Genomic DNA, 19,083 nt, shown 5'->3' with positions numbered 1-19,083 from the left:
GAGTCAATATTTCCAAATTTTTCATTTATAATTTTAAACATGTTGATGTCTCCATTTTAAAAAGATATTAACAAGAAGAAAAAAATATTCAATGGCGGTTTTAAAATGAATAATAAAATTCCATATACGAGCTACTCAGGAAATTCGGAACACTTATGTAAAAAAGGTGATGCAGTTGAATTTATTCAACCTTGGTACACGCCAATTTCTACCACACCAGAAAATACCGGTATGGCGGTGGGCGGAATTGGTAACACATTTACACTGACGCCAAACGGAAAAACACCAAATTTCAGCTTTATTCCGGGAATATTTGTTGATTGTTCAGAGCAAATTATTAATTTTAATGACTTTTATGCGTCGGTGATGAATGTGCCGACTATCGATACGCTGCAAGTCCTTAATGAACAAGAGCTGAATGTTCACCTAAACTTTTATCCTGCTTTGTTTGATGGCAAGAAGATCGAAAGCAAAAACATATCGAATGCGATTAACCTGATTCGAGCAGCATTAAAAAATGGTCGCTTCTACCAAGAAAATAAAGCTAACTTTACAAAGTGGAACGTTGAATTTTCAAATAAGACTCAATTATTGATTGAAGAAGATTCAGATTCAATAGTTTGTCAATTATATGTCGCCTTAGATTTTTTTAATGGTTTATTAACAAATGATACAACGAAGTTATTATCGCTTGCCTCGGGTGATAATAATCATATAGATAGTGTTAATGGCAGAGATATAGAATATCAAGCTTTGTATCCATTGGCTGAATATAAATACAGCAGCTTCGAAGATATTAATATAAAGCGTAAGGTAGTATCTCCGATCGTTAAAGAGAACAAACGCCTTTGTTCATTACCGATGCACTGGAATCACTTCGAATTAATCAATAATTCAGCGCAAACTCGCGTGATTACGCTTGCTCAACCGCTACAAAACTTGATTGGTTCAACCTATCAAAAAGGCCGTGATGGCATTCAAGATTCGGCTTGTACCTTATCTCAAAATCCTATAGCTCAGCAGCATGAAGTGGTTAACTTAAAAGGCGAAAGTCACAGTTTTACGGGTGTTCAGCTGTCTAGCCAATCGCCTTATCAGAGCGATATTGAAGGCGAGGTGGTGTTTGGTGTTCAAGCGGATAACCAGTTGACGGAATCTGGTAAGGTTTCGATTTCTGTGAAGCCAACGCTTTACACCTCTAAGAGTGCTCAGCAAACAGAGTTCGCACTGAAAACAGGCCGCACAAACACTGAGTTCCAAACCGGTATCTACACAGGGCGTGAAGCTCTGAGCGCATTGGTGGTGGTTCAGGTTGAATTGGAAGCGGGTGAGTCTGTTGATCTGCGTTTTGCACAGGTAATGGCGCACAGCAAAGTCATGCTTAATGGCTGGTGTTCAGAGAAGGCTTACACGCAGTTTTACCCGCAAACGCAACCAGCTCTGCCGATGTTAGAAGACGTATTACCAGAGCTAGAAGCGATTGAGCAACAGATCGTCGAGCAACAAACGGCTTTCCTCGAACAAGCTCAAAGCAAGATATCGCAGCCAGAATCGGCATTGCGTTATGCGACGATGGCAATGAACTCATTGTCCTTCCTAGCCGAATCAACGGTATGGGATAAAGAAGACAAGTTCTTGGTGAAAGAGTGTGTCGACTACCCATTCTTTAACTCTCTGGATGTGTATTTCTACGGCTCATTCTCACTGCTTTATTTGTTGCCTGAGCTTGATGGCTGCGTGATGAAAGAGTTCTCTAAAGCCATTTTGGCGGAAGACTTTACCGAGCGCCGATACTGGGAATATGAAGCGACGCCTAACGCCGAATTGATTGATGATAAGTACCAAGGTGTACGCGCTATTCGAGGTGCGGTGATCCACGATTTGGGCAGCCCATTCGATATCCAGCCAGACGCTTACAGTTGGCACAACGTGAAAGAATGGAAGGACTTAGCGCCGAAGTACATTCTGATGGTGTACCGTCACTATCAAAACACCCAAGATATTTCAGTGGTTAAAGAGTGCTGGCAAGCCGTAACTGAAAGCATCGATTTCTTATCGAACTTGATTGCTGAAGGCGATGATTTACCGCTAACCCGAGGCACAGACGATACCTTTGATAACCTCGCGTCTCACGGCATCTCTATTTACTGCGCGAGCCTTTGGGTAGCAGGTCTACAAGCGGCAAGCGAACTTGCAAAATTGATGAATGAAAGTGAGTTAGCCGCGGGCTACTTAACGCGTTCTAAAAAGGCGTTAGTAACCGTTGAGCAAAGCTTGTGGGATGAAAAAGAGGGTTACTACCACTTCTTCGTGACGCCAGTTCAAGCCAAGCATTTGACAGGTAAGAACTATCAAGCATTGGAAACCTTAGGCCTGACTTTGACGGGTGATACGATTGCTGACAAGAACACGCTCAATGCCTATTTAAATGAAACGGATACCTCCATCAACATCAGTAAAGTATCTCAAAGAGTTTCTAAGAAACGCTTGCTGAGCGAGACCGCGCCTCAAGCCTTTACACAAGAATACTTAGATTTAGTGCCAGATTCCGACAACAGCTTTGGCGATGCCTTGTTGGCCGACAGCTATCTAAAGCTCATCGGTTTAGAAGGTATTTTCCCGCAAGAGAATATCCAACGCGCATTGGACTATGTTTATAAGCATAACTTCGAAATTAACAGTCCCGAGTTGGGTGTTGCGAATATGACGTTAGCTGATGGCTCACCACATGAAGCATTTCAGGCACAAGATGTGTGGATTGGTGTTCAGTTTAGTGTGGCAACAGCGTTGAATTTAGCGGGTAAATCGCAGCAAGCAGAAACATTGATGGATACCGTGTATACCGCACTCTATGACTATTCGAAAATTCCATTTGCAGCGCCAGAGGGGTTCAATTGTTCTGTGTCTGTCAATGAGAAAGATCTTATAGAAGTATTTAAAGTGTCGCAAAATGATGCGAAAAACTGGATAAGTGTACTTAAATATCAAAAGTGTGTGCTGTCTGACGGTCGTATCAACCCAACATTAACGAAAGATACTGACAATTTTGTTAAAATGATGGGCGGTGAAATTCCGCTAGAAAAGCTGGCAGGCTTACACAAATGGCTATTGAGTACTGGCTTGAAATATACGGCTGGCCGCTACTTTAGACCGGGGATGATCTTCGCCTACTTGTATTAACTTAATGACACAAGCTTCAGCTAAAGCAGTGGTATGCAGGTTGAAATTGACGGGGAGCTTCAAGCTCCCCGAATGTCACTTGATTAGGGTATCGAGATGCGCACTAAAACAAAAAAAACAACAGTATACGATGTAGCAAGATTGGCTGGTGTTTCTCCCAGTACCGTGTCTCGCTTCCTTAATCGAACCACTTATGTGTCGGACGATAAAAGCCAAAATATTGAGCAAGCTATTAAAGACACGGGCTACAAACCTAACTTCCAAATGCAAGAAAACACCAACCGACGCTCGCTCACTATTGGTGTCTTGGTGCAGCACCCTGACAGCCCTTACACCAGTCGTATTCTCAACGACATGGAGAAAACTCTGATCGCTCAAGGCTATTCGTTAGTGATCGCGACAGGGCATTGGCAGAAAAAGTTAGAAATGCACGCGTTGGAGTATCTCGCAAAAAGTAACGTGGATGGCATGATCATCGTTACAGGAAGCATTACTCAGGAAGAGATTTCCAAGTATGCACAAGACATTCCTATCGTGATGGTTGGCTACGATTTTGTTGAGAATAACGTCCGCTCCATCAACATTGATAACGTGTTGGGCGGCTACATGGCAACCTTACATTTACTGCAACAAGGGCATGTGAACATTGCTCATATTAAGGGGCTTTCAAGTCAACCGGATTCGGGAAATCGCTTTGAAGGCTATAAGAAAGCACTTCAAGAGGCGGGTATTAAAGTGATGCCAAAACTCGTTAAACAAGGTGATTTCAGTAGTGAGTCTGGCTACGAGAAAACGGTAGAGTTGATTGAATCTAAGGTTCACTTCTCTGCTTTGTTTGCTGCTAATGACCAAACGGCTTACGGGGCGATTAAGGCGCTGTCTGACCACGGTTATAAAGTGCCAGAAGATGTGTCTGTGATTGGCTTTGATGACTTGCCGACGTCTAAGTATTTCACGCCAGCGTTAACGACTTTGAGACAGCCTATTGAAGAAATTGGAGAGGTATGTGCTCAATCGATTTTGAATCTGTTATCTGGCGAGCGGCATGAAGCTCGATTGCCACCCATTGATTTAATCGTTAGAGAGTCGACCAAATCATTGTATCGTTAATTTCAAGACAAGCCTCAAGGTGGTACGCCCGTGATGATTCGTATTGATGTCAGTGCGAACCGTGGTGCAGGAATACCGCTGAGTAAAGCTATCGCTCTCGCTGCTGATATTTACGCGCTCACATTGTTTAACATGGGGATTGAATTACGAGCTAACTTAGCTGTGAGATAATTAAAATAAACCTAACTCTGAACTAGTCGATCAGTTTGTAGTGCACCAATATTGAGGTGTTACGTGTGCTTACGTTTGTAGAGCTATAAATACTGTAATATCCAACCAAGTTAAACGTCACTACTTAGCCTTCATCCTAGACGGCTTTATTATAGGTTTTCGAATGAAAAAATTAACTCTAGCTCTCATTTTGTCCTTTTTATCGTCAGTCAGTTACAGTCAGAATTCTGAGTTTTATCCTGAATACTATTCCCAAGAAGTTATATCAAATGATCACTTAACTTTTGTCCTTAACTTTGATTTGGACTTTAAGTATGACAAAGAACGCTACATTGAAGCCGCTAACAAATGGCTAGGCATAATCAAAAAGGTTGATGGAAAAGATCAGCACACAATTAACATTGAAATTATTGTGTCAGATGATGTGGAAGAGTACGGCTTAGCGGCAGTAGAAGAGTATGAAGACAATATCCCCTCATTAGGCATTATCTGGATTAGCTCAGATCTCCATGAGCCTGATTTTGATCCCAAAAGCTATAAGCCAACTATTTTGCATGAATTTGCGCATATTCTTGGCGTTGGAACTTCAAGTGACGTGTTTATAGACGATTCAAAAGAGATTGCCGGTAAAGGTTTTTGTATGGAAACCAGCAAAGCAGTTACTGCCTACAATGAAGCTTATAATAGAGATTATGAATGCTTGCCATTTTCCGACGGCGGTCATTTATACGATTACATCAATGGGACTGACGACAAACGCGGTAAGGATTCTAAAGGCCGAACTATTCCGCCAATGCCTAAAGAGTTAATGGCTAATGGTGATGACTTGGGACCGGTGACGTTGTCAATTATTGATGATCTGGGCTTTGAACTTTACGATTGACTCTACTACGCCCTTAACTGGGCGTTTTTTAATCCCCAAAGTTAATTCAATCACTACTTTAGGTTATACGGGGGCATGTAAGCTAAATCACTTTTGCCCCAAAGTTGTTTAGACCGAGGAACACACATTTCATCTAAGCCTCATTTGACTTACTTGTTCTAATCATTGTACTGCATTGTCTAGTGCGATCACCTATCCCAGTCGTCAGATTTGTTTACGATAATATCGACAATTTCTGCAAGTTCTTCTCCTTTTGGCGTCAACCCGTAATAAACTGTTACAGGAACCGTCTGTTCTTGTCTTCTCCAAACAAAACCTTCTCCTGTTAACAGCTTTAAACGCTCACTGAGGACTTTGCTAGACACCAAGGCTAGCTGCTTCTGTATTTGCCCAAACCGTATTTCTTTATGCTGACCGACTAACCAAACAATATGCGCAGTCCACTTTGTAGAGATCAACATTAAGTATCGATCCGCACTACAATAGCCCTCGGGGTGTTTACCTTGCTGGCTCATAGTCCACTCCTTTTATATGTTCATATTGCATTTTCTAAAATTGGCGCACCTTACTAAGTTACCTGTAGGTGCCTGGTTACTTTTAGGTAGCTAATTTCATTTAGTAACCAACTCTAATACTATCACACTATCTTTACAGAACACTAAATGAAGGAAACATTATGAAAGCTGTATGGTTGATTGCTTTAAGCGCTTTTTCTTTTTTATCTTATGGATCGACAGATTACACAAAACCGCAAACACCTAGTGAATTACACCAATTATTTGCAAAGTATTTTTCAAATAAAGATACAACTGGGCTCGCGACATTATTCCATGAAGATGCCGTATTCGTCTTAGATGCTGAAGGTAATCTCGCTAGAGGCAAAGACGCTATCGTACAGACCTTGAAAGGCTATATGCAAGGTGACGTGGAAATGGTCACACATGGCGTGTCTATTCATATCAATGGCGACACTGCACTTATTCGTTCCGACTGGGAAATCCTTAATGTACAAACAGGAATGGCTCTAGAAGTAATGAAATATTCTGATGGCGGTTGGCTTTATGTCATCGATAACCCCAATGGCTTCTAAACAATTAGCTACCCCGTCAACATACTAAAAATTATTTAGGAATACTAAAAAATGAGAGCTCTACAAGTAACTAAATTTGGCAGCCCAGAAGTGCTAACCGTAAACCAAGTTGAAAAACCGCAAATAAGCGAAAGTCAGTTACTAATTAAAGTCGCTTATAGTGGCATTAACTTAGCAGATACGTACCTTCGTAAAGGTGCCTTCCCAGGCGTACCCACCCCTCCTTTTACTTTAGGGATGGAAGGGTCAGGCATTATTGAAGAGATGGGGGCTAAAGTCAGTGGTTATAAGAAAGGACAACTTGTCACATTTTCAGCCAGTCAATCCTACGCTGAGTACGTTGTTGTCGACACTACCAGCTCATTAGAATGGGAACTAGCTGTCCCTGTGTCACTTTCACCTCTAGTAGCAAGTAGTATCAGTATGTCGGCAAGAACTGCGATTCTCTTGACCCAACGTTTGAACAGCTCTGCGCGAAAAGTTCTCGTTCATGCTGGAGCAGGAAGCGTGGGAAGCGTTCTAGTTCAACTTCTTAAAGCTCAAGACCATGAAGTTATTGCTTTAGTCGGCTCTGATAAAAAGAAAGAATATGTACACTCATTGGGAGCAGATCGTGTTTTAAATTATAAACAGGAAGGTGTCCAAAATATTATAAAAAGCGAATATCCAGATGGAATAGACGCTATTTTCAATGCTACTGGCGGTAATTCTATTGCAAGAGATATCGACCTTCTTGCAAGTAATGGACATTTAATTTGGTATGGCTTCGCTGAAAGTAATCAAGCCCCAATATAGAAACAGCACTACAAAATGCCTTTATGAAGTCGATTAAGCTTGAATTATTAAATGGAGGAACCCACAGTAAACAAGGCAATGTCTCGGCGATAAAATCAATCGAGAGCTTGCTTTTAGAGCGTAAGATTAAAATGTCAGCTCACAAGATCTATTCACTCGAAGAAGGCGTAAATGCTCATCGAGATTTAGAAAGTGGTAATACGGTAGGAAAGTTAATTCTTCAACTTTAAGAAACTGTACTGAACTATGCATGACTTTAGTCGCTAAGGTAATTTGGTCAGCTACATATAGGCTGGCCACATGATAGCAATACGAGAAGTAATCAGAAAAGTTGGAGTCGGCTGTGGAACGTAACTCAGAAATGTCCAAAAACAAGTTAGCGCTCTGCCGACTATCAGCTAACCCTGTTTAAAGTTCGTCAACTTGAGCAAACCTTCATAATCACTGGCTCGAATCGCTGAGTTGATTTTTTCATATACGCCAGAAACGAAAAATGTCGCATCCATGCGACATTTTTCTTTTGGCGGCCAAACCAGTTTTGCTATATCCATTCTAGAGTGAAACCCATTCTACTCTTCATATTTGAAGCCGCAGCGTTGTTAACTGCCTAAGTTCACCCAAATTACATAGAACACCTATGCTCATAGGGCTGAACTTATTTGTTGCCTAGCTGCAACTCCAATTATTTTGAGTATCGAGATTATTCAGAATGTACATATAAGACGCTGTTAATCTTGATTAGTTCCCTTTACGCGGCATTTTTTTTCGACTTATTTTCTAAGTCGAATGACGCAGCGATGAGTTTCTTGGTGTAGTCGTTTTTCGGCGCATTGAAAATCTCTTCTGCAGCGCCTTCTTCCATCACTTCACCTTTCTGCATTACCAAAACACGATCCGATAAGGCTTTGACTACCGAAAGGTCATGGCTGATAAACAGGAAGCCGATATTGTGCTTGGCTTGGATGTCTTTCAGCAGATCAATCACAGTGAGCTGTACAGAGCGATCGAGTGCTGAAGTCGGTTCATCCAATAGAATGAAAGAGGGTTCAAGAATCAACGCGCGAGCAATCGCAATACGTTGTCTTTGTCCGCCCGAGAACTCATGTGGATAGCGGTTAATTGAATTTGGTTCTAAGCGAACCTCAATCAATGCTTTGCGAGCTCGTTCTAATCTTTCTTTCTTGGATAGATGAGGTTGATGTACCGTTAAACCTTCAGTGATGATTTCCCCAACAGTCATGCGTGGTGATAAAGAACCATAAGGGTCTTGGAATACCATCTGAACATCTTTCTTGAGCTTGTGACGTTCTTTATCGGTTAACAAACTCACATCTTGGCCTTTGTAAACAATACGTCCGGTACTTGGCAGCAAGCCGATCAGTGCGCGTCCTAGTGTTGATTTACCTGATCCAGATTCACCAACAATGCCTAACGTTTCACCTTGTTTTAGGGTCAATGAGATGCCTTTTACAGCTTCGAAATATTGACTCTTACTCTTAATGAAGTGAGATTTCACTAAGAATTGAACACGGATATCATCGGCACACAGTAGCTCTGGCGCCGATGCTTCTACAGGAACCTTAGCGCCTTTCGGAATTGAGTTGATCAGCATGCGTGTGTAATCGTGCTTAGGATTTTCGAATAGCTCTTGAGTGAGTCCTTCTTCGACCAATTCCCCTTTACACATCACGAGTACTCGGTCGGCAAAGTGTTTCACTACACCGAGATCATGGGTAATGAATAAAATCGCCATGCCCATCTTGCTTTGAATCTCTTTGATAAGAGAGAGCACTTCAGCCTGAACCGTCACATCCAAAGCCGTAGTCGGTTCGTCTGCAATCAGAATGTCTGGTTCATTGATCAGAGCCATTGCGATCATGATGCGTTGCAACTGGCCGCCTGAAAATTCATGTGGGTATTTGTTGTATGCCTGTTCTGGCATTGGTAGGTGTACAAGGTTGAAAAGCTCAAGCACACGCTGTTTCGCTTGAGATTTCGATACATTACGATGACACATAATGGCTTCAGCCACTTGTGTACCCACGCGTAGATATGGGTTTAGAGATGTCATTGGTTCTTGAAAGATCATTCCAATCCTGTCACCACGAATTGACTGCATCTCTCGTTCAGTCTTTTTGAGTATCGACTGACCTTCAAATTCGATTTCCGATTGAGCATCAATGATGGCGTTGTCAGGAAGCAAACGCATTAAAGCGTTGGAAGAGACAGATTTACCTGAACCCGATTCGCCAACAATGGCCAAGGTTTCACTAGAATTAAGAGTAAAGTTAATCTTTTTTACCGCATCAATGATTCCATCATTGGTTATGAATTTAACGGAGAGATTATTAACTTTAAGAATGGCCCGGTCCGACATGATATATCCTTATCAATTTAAGACATTAGGTGAAGATTGAACTTCTGAAGTGGTTTTAAGCTGCCCAAAATGGTGATGAGCGCGTTGAATTTGTTCTAGCTCGAGCATCCAATGTGAGCTGCGCTGAGCACTGCAAAATGCGATCAGGTGATTGAGTAAATCTTCGCTCTGCTTTTCCAATAACCTAAAGGTACGTTGAATCAACTCTGTACCCTCAAGAGAGATAAATTGCATCAATGCATAAGATTGGTTCAAGGTGTCGAAGGCTTGTTGCTGTTGGCCTAAACGATTGAGAATCTCTGATTGAGCGACACTGGCGTCTCTAAGGCCTGAAATTAAGCAAGCAAACTGGCAGGGTTTGATGTCACTTTGGTATGCCGCGTTTTGGATGTGATGAGGAAGAGAGGTGAGAACATCATTATAGAGGCGCTGTGCTTCGGGCCAATGACCTTGTTCCATTAACTGTTCAGCTTTTAGGTAGTGCATCCAGCAGCGTTCAATTTCCATGTCCACATCCTTAATTTTAAATATCCTAAAATGTTAATGATATTTATTATCAATTGCAAATTAAAATCATTCACATGCTAAGTTGGTGAATTAAATCTCTCGTTATTGCTAAAAACGGGGCAAATTGTGTGTTATTTGTTCAGTTGAACAGCTGTGCAGCGTAAGTCACTAAATTTATAGGTAATTACATCTACACTGATTTTATCTACACCCAAGTAATGAAGGACTAAGGAGGCGGCGATGGCGATGCAAAGACTCAATACAGAACAGCTGTATAAGGTAGCGGAACTCGATAAGCTACCATGTAAGTCGACCAAAGAACTGGCTCCAATTGACGAAATCGTCGGGCAAGAACGTGCACAAAAGGCCGTTGAGTTCGCGATGTCAATTAAGGAAAAGGGTTACAACATTTATGCGATAGGTCGAAATGGTCTGGGTAAACGTACCATGATCTTGCGCTACCTAAACCGACATCCTCAAGAAGTACAGGAGCTTTTTGATTGGTGCTATATCGCGAATTTTGAAGACATTCGTACACCTAAGGTGCTGAAATTGCCTCGTGGTGTTGGCAGCAGTTTGAAGCAAGATATTGAAAAGCTGATGCGTAAGCTTCTTAAAGCAATGCCACTCGCATTCGATAACGAGATGTACTTTAACCGCGCTGACCGATTAAAAAATCAGTTGGCCGCTAAGCAACAAGCGGCGTTAGAAGCGATCAGTCAAGAAGCAAAAGATAAGGGCATCAACCTGACGATCACGACTCAGGGTGACTACCAATTTGTCGCGATGAATGGCGATGATCTTCATACCGAAGAGAGCTTCGACTTACTCACGCCAGAAGAGCAAGATCAATTCGATAAAACCATTGATGGATTGGAAGTCGGGCTGCGGACCATTTCTCGTGAACTGACTGAGCTTGAAGAGACGTACACAGAGAAAGTTCAAAAGTTGAATGATGATACGGCGCGAGATGTTATTACCCACTTCATCAAGCAGTTGAAGCAAGATTACAGCCAATATCCTGATATTAAAAAGTACCTGACAGCACTGCGTAAAGACATTGTCGACAACGCAGATATTTTCTTAGAAGAGAGTACAGAGCAAGCAGAAGTTGCAACCGCCTCTTTGGACAAGAAAATGCCACGTCGCTACAAGGTGAACGTGATTGTGAGCCAGAAGGAGGAGACTCTGCCGATCGTGGTTGAAGAGAATCCGAATTATCACTCCCTGTTTGGCTATGTCGAAACGGCAACGTTCAAAGGCACCGTATTTACAGACTTCTCTTTGATCCGCGCTGGTAGTTTGCATAGAGCCAATGGTGGCGTCTTGCTGATGGATGCGGTCAAAGTACTTGAACAACCTTATGTGTGGGAAGGCTTGAAGCGCGCGCTGCGTTCGCGTCAATTGAGCTTCACATCATTAGAAAAAGAGGTCACGTTAACGGGGGCGGTATCACTTGATCCTGAGCCTATTCCATTGGACGTTAAGATCATCCTGTTTGGTGATTATCGAACTTATCAACTACTGCAACATTACGATGCGGAGTTTGGTGAATTGTTCCGTGTGACGGCCGATTTTGAAGATGAGATGAAGCGTACTGCGGATTCTGAAATGCATTACGCACGCTTCATTTCAAGCATCGTGCACGACAACAACATGCTGCATTGTGATCGCAAAGCGATTGCTCGGATCATTGAGCACAGTTCTCGTCAGGCGGGTGACCAAAGTAAGTTGTCGCTGCACTCGGCACACATTGCCAACCTGCTTCGTGAGTCAAACTACGTGGCGAAAGGGGCGAAGTCGAACCTGATTCGTGCTACGCATGTCGACCAGGCGCTATCTAACCAACAGATGCGTGTCGGGCGACTACAAGACAGCGTCATGGAAACCTTCACCAACGGTACAACACTGATTCATGTGGATGGTCAGGCGGTTGGGCAGGTCAATGCGCTGTCTGTACTCAGCACAACCGATCATATGTTTGGCGCACCGAACCGGATCACGGCAACCACGGCTTATGGTGACGGTGAAGTGATTGATATCGAGAGAAACGTAGACCTAGGTGGCAGTATTCACTCGAAAGGGGTGATGATCTTATCGGCTTACCTTTCTTCGGTATTTGGTAAGACAGCGAAAGTACCGCTTACGACCAATATCACCTTCGAACAATCGTATGGTGGCGTTGATGGTGATAGCGCGAGTATGGCCGAGTTCTGTGCGGTGGTGTCTGCATTTTCTAAGCAGCCGAACCGTCAAGACATCGCGATTACCGGGTCGATGAACCAGTTCGGTGAGTCCCAGCCTATTGGTGGTGTGAATGAGAAAATTGAAGGCTTCTTTGATGTGTGCGAAATCAAAGGACGTTCAAATGAGCAAGGGGTGATCATCCCACGTTCAAATGTTCACAACCTGATGCTGCGTAATGACATCGTAAAAGCGGTTGAAAAGGGCGAGTTTAATATTTGGGCTATCGACCATGTGACCGAAGCGATTGAGCTGTTTACAGGCAAAGCCGCCGGTGAGGCGAGTGACGAGGGGAGCTATCCAATCGATACTATCTTTGGTATCGCTCAAGCTAAACTGAACGCACTACGTAAATAGTCTAATATCTATAGACCCAGCTAGCTTTTTAATTAGATAAGTGTTTGAAAATCAGATAAATAGACAAAACTAAAAAGCCATCGACATAAAAATCGATGGCTTTTTTTGATTGCGACTTTGCTCGCTATTGAGTCGTCTGTATCTGGTCTGCTTACGGTATTCGGTGAAAGCAATGTGCTAAATGACTTTACCTATTTCGCAAACAGAGCTTGGTGCCATCGAACTTCAGCTTCGCCAACAAGTGTTTGGCATTAGAGCGGCCAATATCATCAAATTCTACCCCGTATCGAGCGTAGTGCGTTGATTTTTGGAGATTACAGATAATGCCTTTCAATGGCGGTATTAGTGGGCCATTGTAGTTCTCAGGTGTAACTTCAATAGAGACTCGATCGGCAATTTGAATCGCACGAGAAGTCGGTGAAGTAACAAAACGACAACCACTTTTCGATAAGTCTCTAATCTCACAGTTTGCTCGTTGATCGTTGAAGATGATTCTGGAAGCTAAATTCACCTCGTAGCGTGTCTCTTTACGCAGTTGGGTTACTTGCATCGAGCTTGGTGTAGATAGCACAAGAATAGGGAAGGGATCCCCAATCCTATGGTGAATTTGGCTTTTAAAGTGGATAAGAGCGCCTTCTCCTCGCAGAGAGTACGCACGAGCTGTCATCCAAAAACCTTCTTGGAAGAAAAAACTCAGATCATCGTTGGATACGTCGGGAACCTCAACCACAATGCAGTTATCACTGTGCGTGCCGATAAATTTGGTGGTGGCGAGAAACTTAGTGCCAACTGGAGTCGATACATTTAATGTCAGTTCACTGCCGTGCTCTATCATGGCCAGTGCATCGGTGCTATTTAACGTAGAAACGGTGCGGTTACGAGGATCTTGAAGTGCCTGATTATGCTCCAAAGGCTTCTTCAGTGGTGCGTTCATTATATGTTCTCCATGCGCCAACATGCGTCTGTTTGTTATATTGGTAACTTACTAATAAGGGGCAAATACGTGCTAGATTTAGTAGGTGCAATTACATAAATTAAGTGCAATTACATATGCTAGCTAAATGTACCTGCATGGTTTTATAGAGTGCCTTTATCTTTACAAATTCGTTATTAAGCCGGTGGCACAGAGTTATTTACTTTGTTTGCAAGTACTTAGTTCTATTTGTATGAGCTTGAGATAGTCTATTACAAGGAATGAATACTTCAAATTTTTATTGTTTGTCGTATCAATTATTTTCAGGAGTTGAGAATGCACGCAACAAAATGGGATCAAGAAGCGAACCAGATCACAGTTGAGCTAAAACCCAACCAGTTCGCGGTTGTTAAGTATCAAAAGGACGGAGATGTACTACATATCACATCGACACGTATTCCTGATGAGCTTCAAGGTAAGGGCTTCGGTAAGGTGATGATGGAGTCGGTACTGCCTGAAATTGAACAAGCAGGTTTTAAAATTGTACCGATTTGTAGTTATGTGATTCACTATATGAATAGGCAGCCACAGTGGGCTCATCTTCTATCCGATAAAGCATAGCAACGAGTATATGTCTCAATCAATATCGTCAAAAAATATCGCTCAACCGATAGCGAATTCAAGTCAAAATCAGCCAGAGCTTTATCAACAAAAGTTTTATCAAAATGAGCTTTATCAAAAAATAGCGGCCTCACTGGATTGTCACCAAGGGGTTGATGTCCAGGTGATTCAAAGCCTATGGGGCGGGTATGGTGAATTAGTTCGTTTGATTTTTTCTAAAGACAGGCGTTCTTCATTCAACAGCGTGATTGTTAAACATGTCGCATTGCCAGATAAAGCAGAACACCCAAAGGGTTGGAATACCAAACTTTCTCATCAACGAAAGGTGCACTCTTACCAAGTTGAGACCGCGTGGTATCAGTCGTTTACCCAACAGTGGGATGAGCGTTGCCCTGTACCTGTAGGGCTGCAATGTGAGTTACAAGAGCACGAGTGGCTGATTGTGATGCAAGATTTGGCCGAAATCGGTTTTCCATTAACTTCTCAGTTTGATGTGCTTGCTGCTTTTGATGATTTAGCAATCCAAGATACTCAGCCTGATCTGGCGTCTGGTTACACACTCGAAGAGCAAAACCAACGCGATGCTTGCCTTAAATGGCTCGCTAACTTTCACGCAAAGCACATCAATGTAGACCAAGAACATTCAGCTTCATTGTGGCAAGTCGGTACATATTGGCATTTAGACACGCGGCCTGACGAGTTAAACGCATTGGCTGATTTACCGCTTAAGAGCCAAGCGCAGCACATTGATAATCTATTAAGGACGTGCCCATATCAAACCTTGGTACATGGTGACGCCAAGCTCGCCAACTTCTGCTTTGATTTAGAAAGTGAGCGCGCTGCTGCCGTTGATTTCCAATACGTTGGGCGTGGTTGTGCGATGAAAGATGTGGCCTTGTTCATGAGCAGCGCGGTTAGGCCGCAAGATTGCGCGCAGCTTGAAGCAGAGATCTTGGAGGCTTACTTTCGATACTTGAAAGCGGCACTCACGCACTATCAACCACAACTTTCTTTCGATGATGTTGAAGCCGCGTGGCGACCAATGTTTTACGTGGCATGGGCTGATTTTCAACGTTTTGTTAAAGGTTGGAGCCCTGAGCATTGGAAGATCAACCCGTATACCGAGCAACTAACCTTACGAGTGCTTAACCAATTAGACGAACAGGAGTCCGTCAATGTTCGATAAAACCGCGAGCTGGAAAACGCCGCAAAACTTCTTATTACTGATTTCGATTGTTGTCCCTATCGCGTTTTCGAGCTGGATGGCGCTGCTGAATAACTTCGTTATTGAGAAAGCGAACTTTGATGGTGCGGATATTGGTTTATTGCAAAGTGTTCGTGAGATCCCTGGCTTCTTGGCTTTTACCGTGGTGTTTGTGTTGGCGTTCATTCGCGAACAACGCTTCATGTTGATATCGCTGGCGATGCTCACTGTCGGTACGGCGATTACCGGTTTGTTTCCTTCACTCACTGGCCTACTGCTGACCACCATTTTGATGTCGACGGGTTTTCACTATTTTGAAACGCTCAAGCAGTCTTTGTCACTCCAATGGCTGAGTAAAGAAGAAGCCCCTGAGATGCTGGGTAAAATGATCTCTGTTGGCGCGTTGGCCTCGTTAATTACTTATGGCTCAATCTGGGTGATGTTAGAACAGCTGAAACTCGATTTTGCTTGGGTGTACGGCATTACTGGCGGTATTGGATTTATTCTAGTTTTGGTGATGACCTTTGGTTTTCCTGAGTTTCAAACCAAGACTCAACAAAATAAGAAATTGGTGCTGAGAAAGCGTTACTGGCTCTACTACGCGCTCACCTTTATGAGTGGCGCGAGAAGACAGATCTTCACGGTATTTGCTGGCTTTCTGATGGTAGAGAAGTTTGGTTACTCGGCTGCTGACGTAACGCTACTGTTCTTAATTAATTACCTGTTTAATTTCTTATTCGCAAAACGTATTGGTCGATTTATCGGTGTGGTTGGAGAGCGCAAGGCGCTGATCTTCGAGTATGTTGGTTTGATTGGTGTGTTTGTCGGTTATGGTTTGGTACAAAGCGCGGAATGGGCAGCGGCGCTGTATGTTGTCGACCATCTGTTCTTTGCACTCGCATTAGCGATCAAAACCTACTTCCAGAAAATCGCCGATCCTGCCGATATGGCATCAACCGCAGGTGTCTCTTTCACCATCAACCATATTGCAGCGGTTGTTATTCCGGTCGTATTTGGGGTGATTTGGTTATCGTCCCCTGCAACGGTGTTCTACATAGGCGCTGCGATGGCGGCGGTATCTTTGGCGTTGTCTTTAAACATCCCTAAGAAGCCCGAAGAGGGCAATGAAGTGCGAATGTTTAGCTGGCGCTAACTCTGGATAAAGACTAATAAAAAGCTCCAATATTGATATTGGAACTTTTTTGTATGTGCCGTTTGATGATCAAGGAGCGTTACGCTTTAAACGGATTACTTCCTAGGCCACCTGCTTTTCTAAAGAGCCTGTAAAGCGTTTCCTGTAGCTGCGTAACATGCTGAGGCTGACTATCGCGGTTAGGGTCTCGGCGAACAGAATACTTGCCCAAATCCCTTGCTCTGGGAATAGCTTAGGTAAGATGACGATGCCTAATGCGACGAAGACAAAACCACGACCAAGAGAGATTAGTGTCGCTTGCTTAGGCTTCGCCGTTGCCTGAAACAAGTTGGCGATCACCAAGTTGACTCCCATTAGTGGTACAGCAAAGAAAAAGAACGTTAAGGCGGTTGCAGATAGCCCTATCAAATCACTCGAATCACCTAAATAGAGGGCTGCGATTTGAGGCGCACACAGGTACACAATAATCATAAACACCAAGCCGCTACCCATTGCACTTTTTAAACCTAAGCGAAAAATTGCTTCGATGCGGTTTGGCTGATTAGCACCATGATTAAAGCTGATGATTGGCTGGCAGGCTTGAGCGATTCCGACCATTACAAACAACGCAAATACTCCGATGTTTGCGGTTAAGCCATAGGCGATAATGTGATTCTCACCAAACTGATGCAACAACACGTAGTTGAACAATAAAATTGTCATCGCTGCGGTCACTTCTATGAAGAAAGTCGGCGTGCCTATTTTTAGAATGCTTGGCAGTTTGTTAAAACCAATCCCTTTTAAGCTCAGTTCCAAGGTGCCTTGTTTACGTACAAAGTGGCTTAATAAAATGCAAGCGATGACACCTTGTGCAATGGCTGTACCGTAGGCTGCCCCTTTCATCCCCCAGCCCCATTTCAAGACAAAGAAGTAGTCCAACACTAGGTTGACCACGGCACCTATCGACATTGCGTAAGTCGCCAGTTTCGGGTTGGTATCGTTACGAACAAAGCACGACATGACCCAAGCTAACGAGTACAAAACAAAGAATGGCAGCATCACAGACAGGTAATCGTGAGTCAGTTCAGCCATGTATCCAGAAGCGCCCATTAACGCAATAATGTCGTCCAGAAAATACAGAGCGATGCTGACTGAAATGGTACTAAGTAGGGCAGTACTGAGCATTGATTGGCTAAAGAGTGTTTGACCCGACGCCGAATTGCCTTTGCCGACTTCAATAGACATAAGAGCCGCGCCGCCAATACCTACCATCATCGCGATAGCGGTAAATATTGAGAAAGCAGGGATGGTTAGCGCGATAGCACCAAGCCCATCTGGGCCAACACCGCGTCCGACGAACCAAGCATCTCCCATGATGAAAAGAGACTTGATCACCATGCCGGTTAGCGCTGGCCAAAGGTATTGATAAAAGGATTTAGATATTGGATCGGTTTTTAGGTTGATGGCCACTGGAGTTAGCTCCCAACAAATTGGATTTAACCAAATTGGATGAAATAAAGAGGGAGCATTATCCGAACTTAACTGGGTTCAAAAAAGGGATTATCTGCTTATTATGTTGCACTATCTGCACATCGAGTTCGAAACTCTGCAGGGGACTCTTTCATCTGCCCTCGGTAAAAACGGCTGAAATAGGCTGGGTCTTCGAAGCCAAGTTCAAAGGCGATGGTTTTAATTGTCTTGGTCGAAAAAATCAATTCTCGGTTCGCTTCCAAGATGATTCGATCGTGGATCAGTTGGGTGACCGTTTTACCTCGTTCAGCCTTCACGATCTCATTGATGCGCTTGTTAGTTATCGACAGTGCTTGCGCATAAAACTCACAACTCTTGTGGGTGGTGTAGTGTTGCTCAATCAAATCGACTACTTGGTTTACTCGGCTGTCACGCACTTCGCCTTTCAATGATGATTGGGTTGCGAAACGTAATATGTAGCGCAAAAAGCTATTCATGAGGGATTCTACCAAATCCCAGTCGCTCTCTTCTCGTGCACATTCCTCTTTAATCATAGTGAAAATAGGCAGTAGGTAGCGGTTGCCTTCTTCACTGCAATCTAAGTAGGGAGGGCGACTTTGATGCATGGCAAAAACGGTGTCGACCAGTTGTGTGTTGCGATAGTTGGTCTTGACAAAGCTTGGGGTAAACACCAGCAAGCGAGCGCTTTCTCCCACGAGTTCAGATCGGTGAACCTGACCCGGAGCAATGGTAAAAATACGGCCGACCTTGTTGTCATAGTCTACAAAATCAATGCTCTGACTGCCTAAGCTATCCACGCACCAAACCAACTCCCAGTATTCATGTCTGTGCGGTTCTAAGAACGCGTCGTCGCTGTTAGTCAGCTCCTCAACCCTACAAGGCTGACCTTTGACGAGGCGCATGTGTTTGATGGGAGTTCTCATGACATTCCTTGGTTGAAGACAGACGGTGCAATTAAGATTAGAGCCGTTGTTCTCGGCGTTTCTAATGTAGTCGATAGTGACTTTT

General features: G+C 43.5%; 18 protein-coding genes. 11 read left to right on the top strand and 7 right to left on the bottom strand.

The features are described from left to right. The first annotated feature begins 105 nt into the window (after window positions 1-105). From AB4232_RS18270 to AB4232_RS18255, 4 genes are all read left to right on the top strand, one after another. Entirely contained in the window at window positions 106-3,180 is a 3,075-nt protein-coding gene (locus AB4232_RS18270) for a GH116 family glycosyl hydrolase (protein ID WP_372087697.1), read from the top strand. A 96-nt stretch (window positions 3,181-3,276) separates the two neighbouring features. Beyond that, window positions 3,277-4,290 (top strand): LacI family DNA-binding transcriptional regulator, encoded by a 1,014-nt coding sequence (locus tag AB4232_RS18265; protein ID WP_017094250.1) that lies wholly within the window; start codon window positions 3,277-3,279, stop codon window positions 4,288-4,290. A gap of 30 nt (window positions 4,291-4,320) precedes the next feature. Beyond that, a complete protein-coding gene (locus AB4232_RS18260; protein ID WP_157939752.1) occupies window positions 4,321-4,461 on the top strand; it encodes a hypothetical protein in 141 nt (46 codons plus the stop codon). Between the two features lie 163 nt (window positions 4,462-4,624). After that, the gene (locus AB4232_RS18255; RefSeq protein ID WP_372087696.1) at window positions 4,625-5,344 is read left to right on the top strand and encodes a hypothetical protein; all 720 of its coding nucleotides are present in this window, start codon (window positions 4,625-4,627) and stop codon (window positions 5,342-5,344) included. Window positions 5,345-5,532: 188 nt separating this feature from the next. On the opposite strand, the gene AB4232_RS18250 is transcribed toward AB4232_RS18255, so the two are convergent. Further along, a complete protein-coding gene (locus AB4232_RS18250) occupies window positions 5,533-5,859 on the bottom strand; it encodes a helix-turn-helix domain-containing protein (RefSeq protein ID WP_146493483.1) in 327 nt (108 codons plus the stop codon). Window positions 5,860-6,020: 161 nt separating this feature from the next. Between AB4232_RS18250 and AB4232_RS18245 the strand changes: the two genes are divergently transcribed. From AB4232_RS18245 to AB4232_RS18235, 3 genes are read left to right on the top strand one after another with little or no spacing between them, the layout of a single operon-like run. Then, entirely contained in the window at window positions 6,021-6,434 is a 414-nt protein-coding gene (locus tag AB4232_RS18245) for a DUF4440 domain-containing protein (protein WP_372087695.1), read from the top strand. A gap of 51 nt (window positions 6,435-6,485) precedes the next feature. Next, on the top strand, window positions 6,486-7,229 hold the full coding sequence (locus AB4232_RS18240) for a zinc-binding alcohol dehydrogenase family protein (RefSeq protein WP_372087694.1): 744 nt from the start codon (window positions 6,486-6,488) through the stop codon (window positions 7,227-7,229). Between the two features lie 23 nt (window positions 7,230-7,252). Beyond that, window positions 7,253-7,459, top strand: a complete 207-nt coding sequence (locus AB4232_RS18235) for a zinc-binding dehydrogenase (protein ID WP_372087693.1) — start codon at window positions 7,253-7,255, stop codon at window positions 7,457-7,459. A 168-nt stretch (window positions 7,460-7,627) separates the two neighbouring features. On the opposite strand, the gene AB4232_RS18230 is transcribed toward AB4232_RS18235, so the two are convergent. The 3 genes from AB4232_RS18230 to AB4232_RS18220 all read right to left on the bottom strand — a co-directional run bounded on the left by AB4232_RS18230 (window position 7,628) and on the right by AB4232_RS18220 (window position 10,113). Continuing rightward, window positions 7,628-7,780, bottom strand: a complete 153-nt coding sequence (locus AB4232_RS18230; RefSeq protein ID WP_372087692.1) for a hypothetical protein — start codon at window positions 7,778-7,780, stop codon at window positions 7,628-7,630. Between the two features lie 197 nt (window positions 7,781-7,977). Further along, window positions 7,978-9,606 (bottom strand): ABC transporter ATP-binding protein, encoded by a 1,629-nt coding sequence (locus AB4232_RS18225; RefSeq protein WP_017103474.1) that lies wholly within the window; start codon window positions 9,604-9,606, stop codon window positions 7,978-7,980. A 12-nt stretch (window positions 9,607-9,618) separates the two neighbouring features. Further along, window positions 9,619-10,113 carry a hypothetical protein gene (locus tag AB4232_RS18220; RefSeq protein ID WP_009846166.1) on the bottom strand — a complete coding sequence of 165 codons (495 nt, stop codon included), beginning with the start codon at window positions 10,111-10,113 and terminating at the stop codon, window positions 9,619-9,621. A gap of 240 nt (window positions 10,114-10,353) precedes the next feature. Here AB4232_RS18220 and AB4232_RS18215 point away from each other — a divergent pair, with 240 nt between their 5' ends. Beyond that, window positions 10,354-12,714 carry a Lon protease family protein gene (locus AB4232_RS18215; protein WP_009846167.1) on the top strand — a complete coding sequence of 787 codons (2,361 nt, stop codon included), beginning with the start codon at window positions 10,354-10,356 and terminating at the stop codon, window positions 12,712-12,714. Window positions 12,715-12,901: 187 nt separating this feature from the next. Here AB4232_RS18215 and AB4232_RS18210 read toward each other — a convergent pair whose 3' ends face one another. Further along, window positions 12,902-13,648 carry a flagellar brake protein gene (locus tag AB4232_RS18210; protein ID WP_009846168.1) on the bottom strand — a complete coding sequence of 249 codons (747 nt, stop codon included), beginning with the start codon at window positions 13,646-13,648 and terminating at the stop codon, window positions 12,902-12,904. Window positions 13,649-13,963: 315 nt separating this feature from the next. On the opposite strand from AB4232_RS18210, the gene AB4232_RS18205 reads away from it, so the two are divergent. From AB4232_RS18205 to AB4232_RS18195, 3 genes are read left to right on the top strand one after another with little or no spacing between them, the layout of a single operon-like run. Further along, the gene (locus tag AB4232_RS18205; protein WP_009846169.1) at window positions 13,964-14,248 is read left to right on the top strand and encodes a GNAT family N-acetyltransferase; all 285 of its coding nucleotides are present in this window, start codon (window positions 13,964-13,966) and stop codon (window positions 14,246-14,248) included. A gap of 10 nt (window positions 14,249-14,258) precedes the next feature. After that, complete coding sequence (locus AB4232_RS18200; RefSeq protein WP_372087691.1) at window positions 14,259-15,434, top strand: phosphotransferase; 1,176 nt, start codon at window positions 14,259-14,261, stop codon at window positions 15,432-15,434. After that, window positions 15,424-16,605 carry an MFS transporter gene (locus AB4232_RS18195; RefSeq protein ID WP_009846171.1) on the top strand — a complete coding sequence of 394 codons (1,182 nt, stop codon included), beginning with the start codon at window positions 15,424-15,426 and terminating at the stop codon, window positions 16,603-16,605. The genes AB4232_RS18200 and AB4232_RS18195 overlap by 11 nt, the downstream gene beginning before the upstream one ends. A 102-nt stretch (window positions 16,606-16,707) precedes the next feature. Here AB4232_RS18195 and AB4232_RS18190 read toward each other — a convergent pair whose 3' ends face one another. Both AB4232_RS18190 and AB4232_RS18185 read right to left on the bottom strand, forming a co-directional pair. Then, the gene (locus AB4232_RS18190) at window positions 16,708-18,054 is read right to left on the bottom strand and encodes an MATE family efflux transporter (protein ID WP_012601163.1); all 1,347 of its coding nucleotides are present in this window, start codon (window positions 18,052-18,054) and stop codon (window positions 16,708-16,710) included. A 101-nt stretch (window positions 18,055-18,155) separates the two neighbouring features. Continuing rightward, window positions 18,156-18,998: a helix-turn-helix domain-containing protein gene (locus AB4232_RS18185; RefSeq protein ID WP_372087690.1), complete on the bottom strand. Its 843-nt coding sequence runs from the start codon at window positions 18,996-18,998 to the stop codon at window positions 18,156-18,158. Window positions 18,999-19,083 lie beyond the last annotated feature (85 nt).

It is taken from the genome of Vibrio sp. 10N.286.46.A8 (assembly GCF_041470165.1).
Lineage (GTDB): Bacteria > Pseudomonadota > Gammaproteobacteria > Enterobacterales > Vibrionaceae > Vibrio > Vibrio tasmaniensis_A.
Note: the sequence above shows the minus strand (reverse complement) of the source record. Positions and strands in the feature narration are given on the sequence as shown.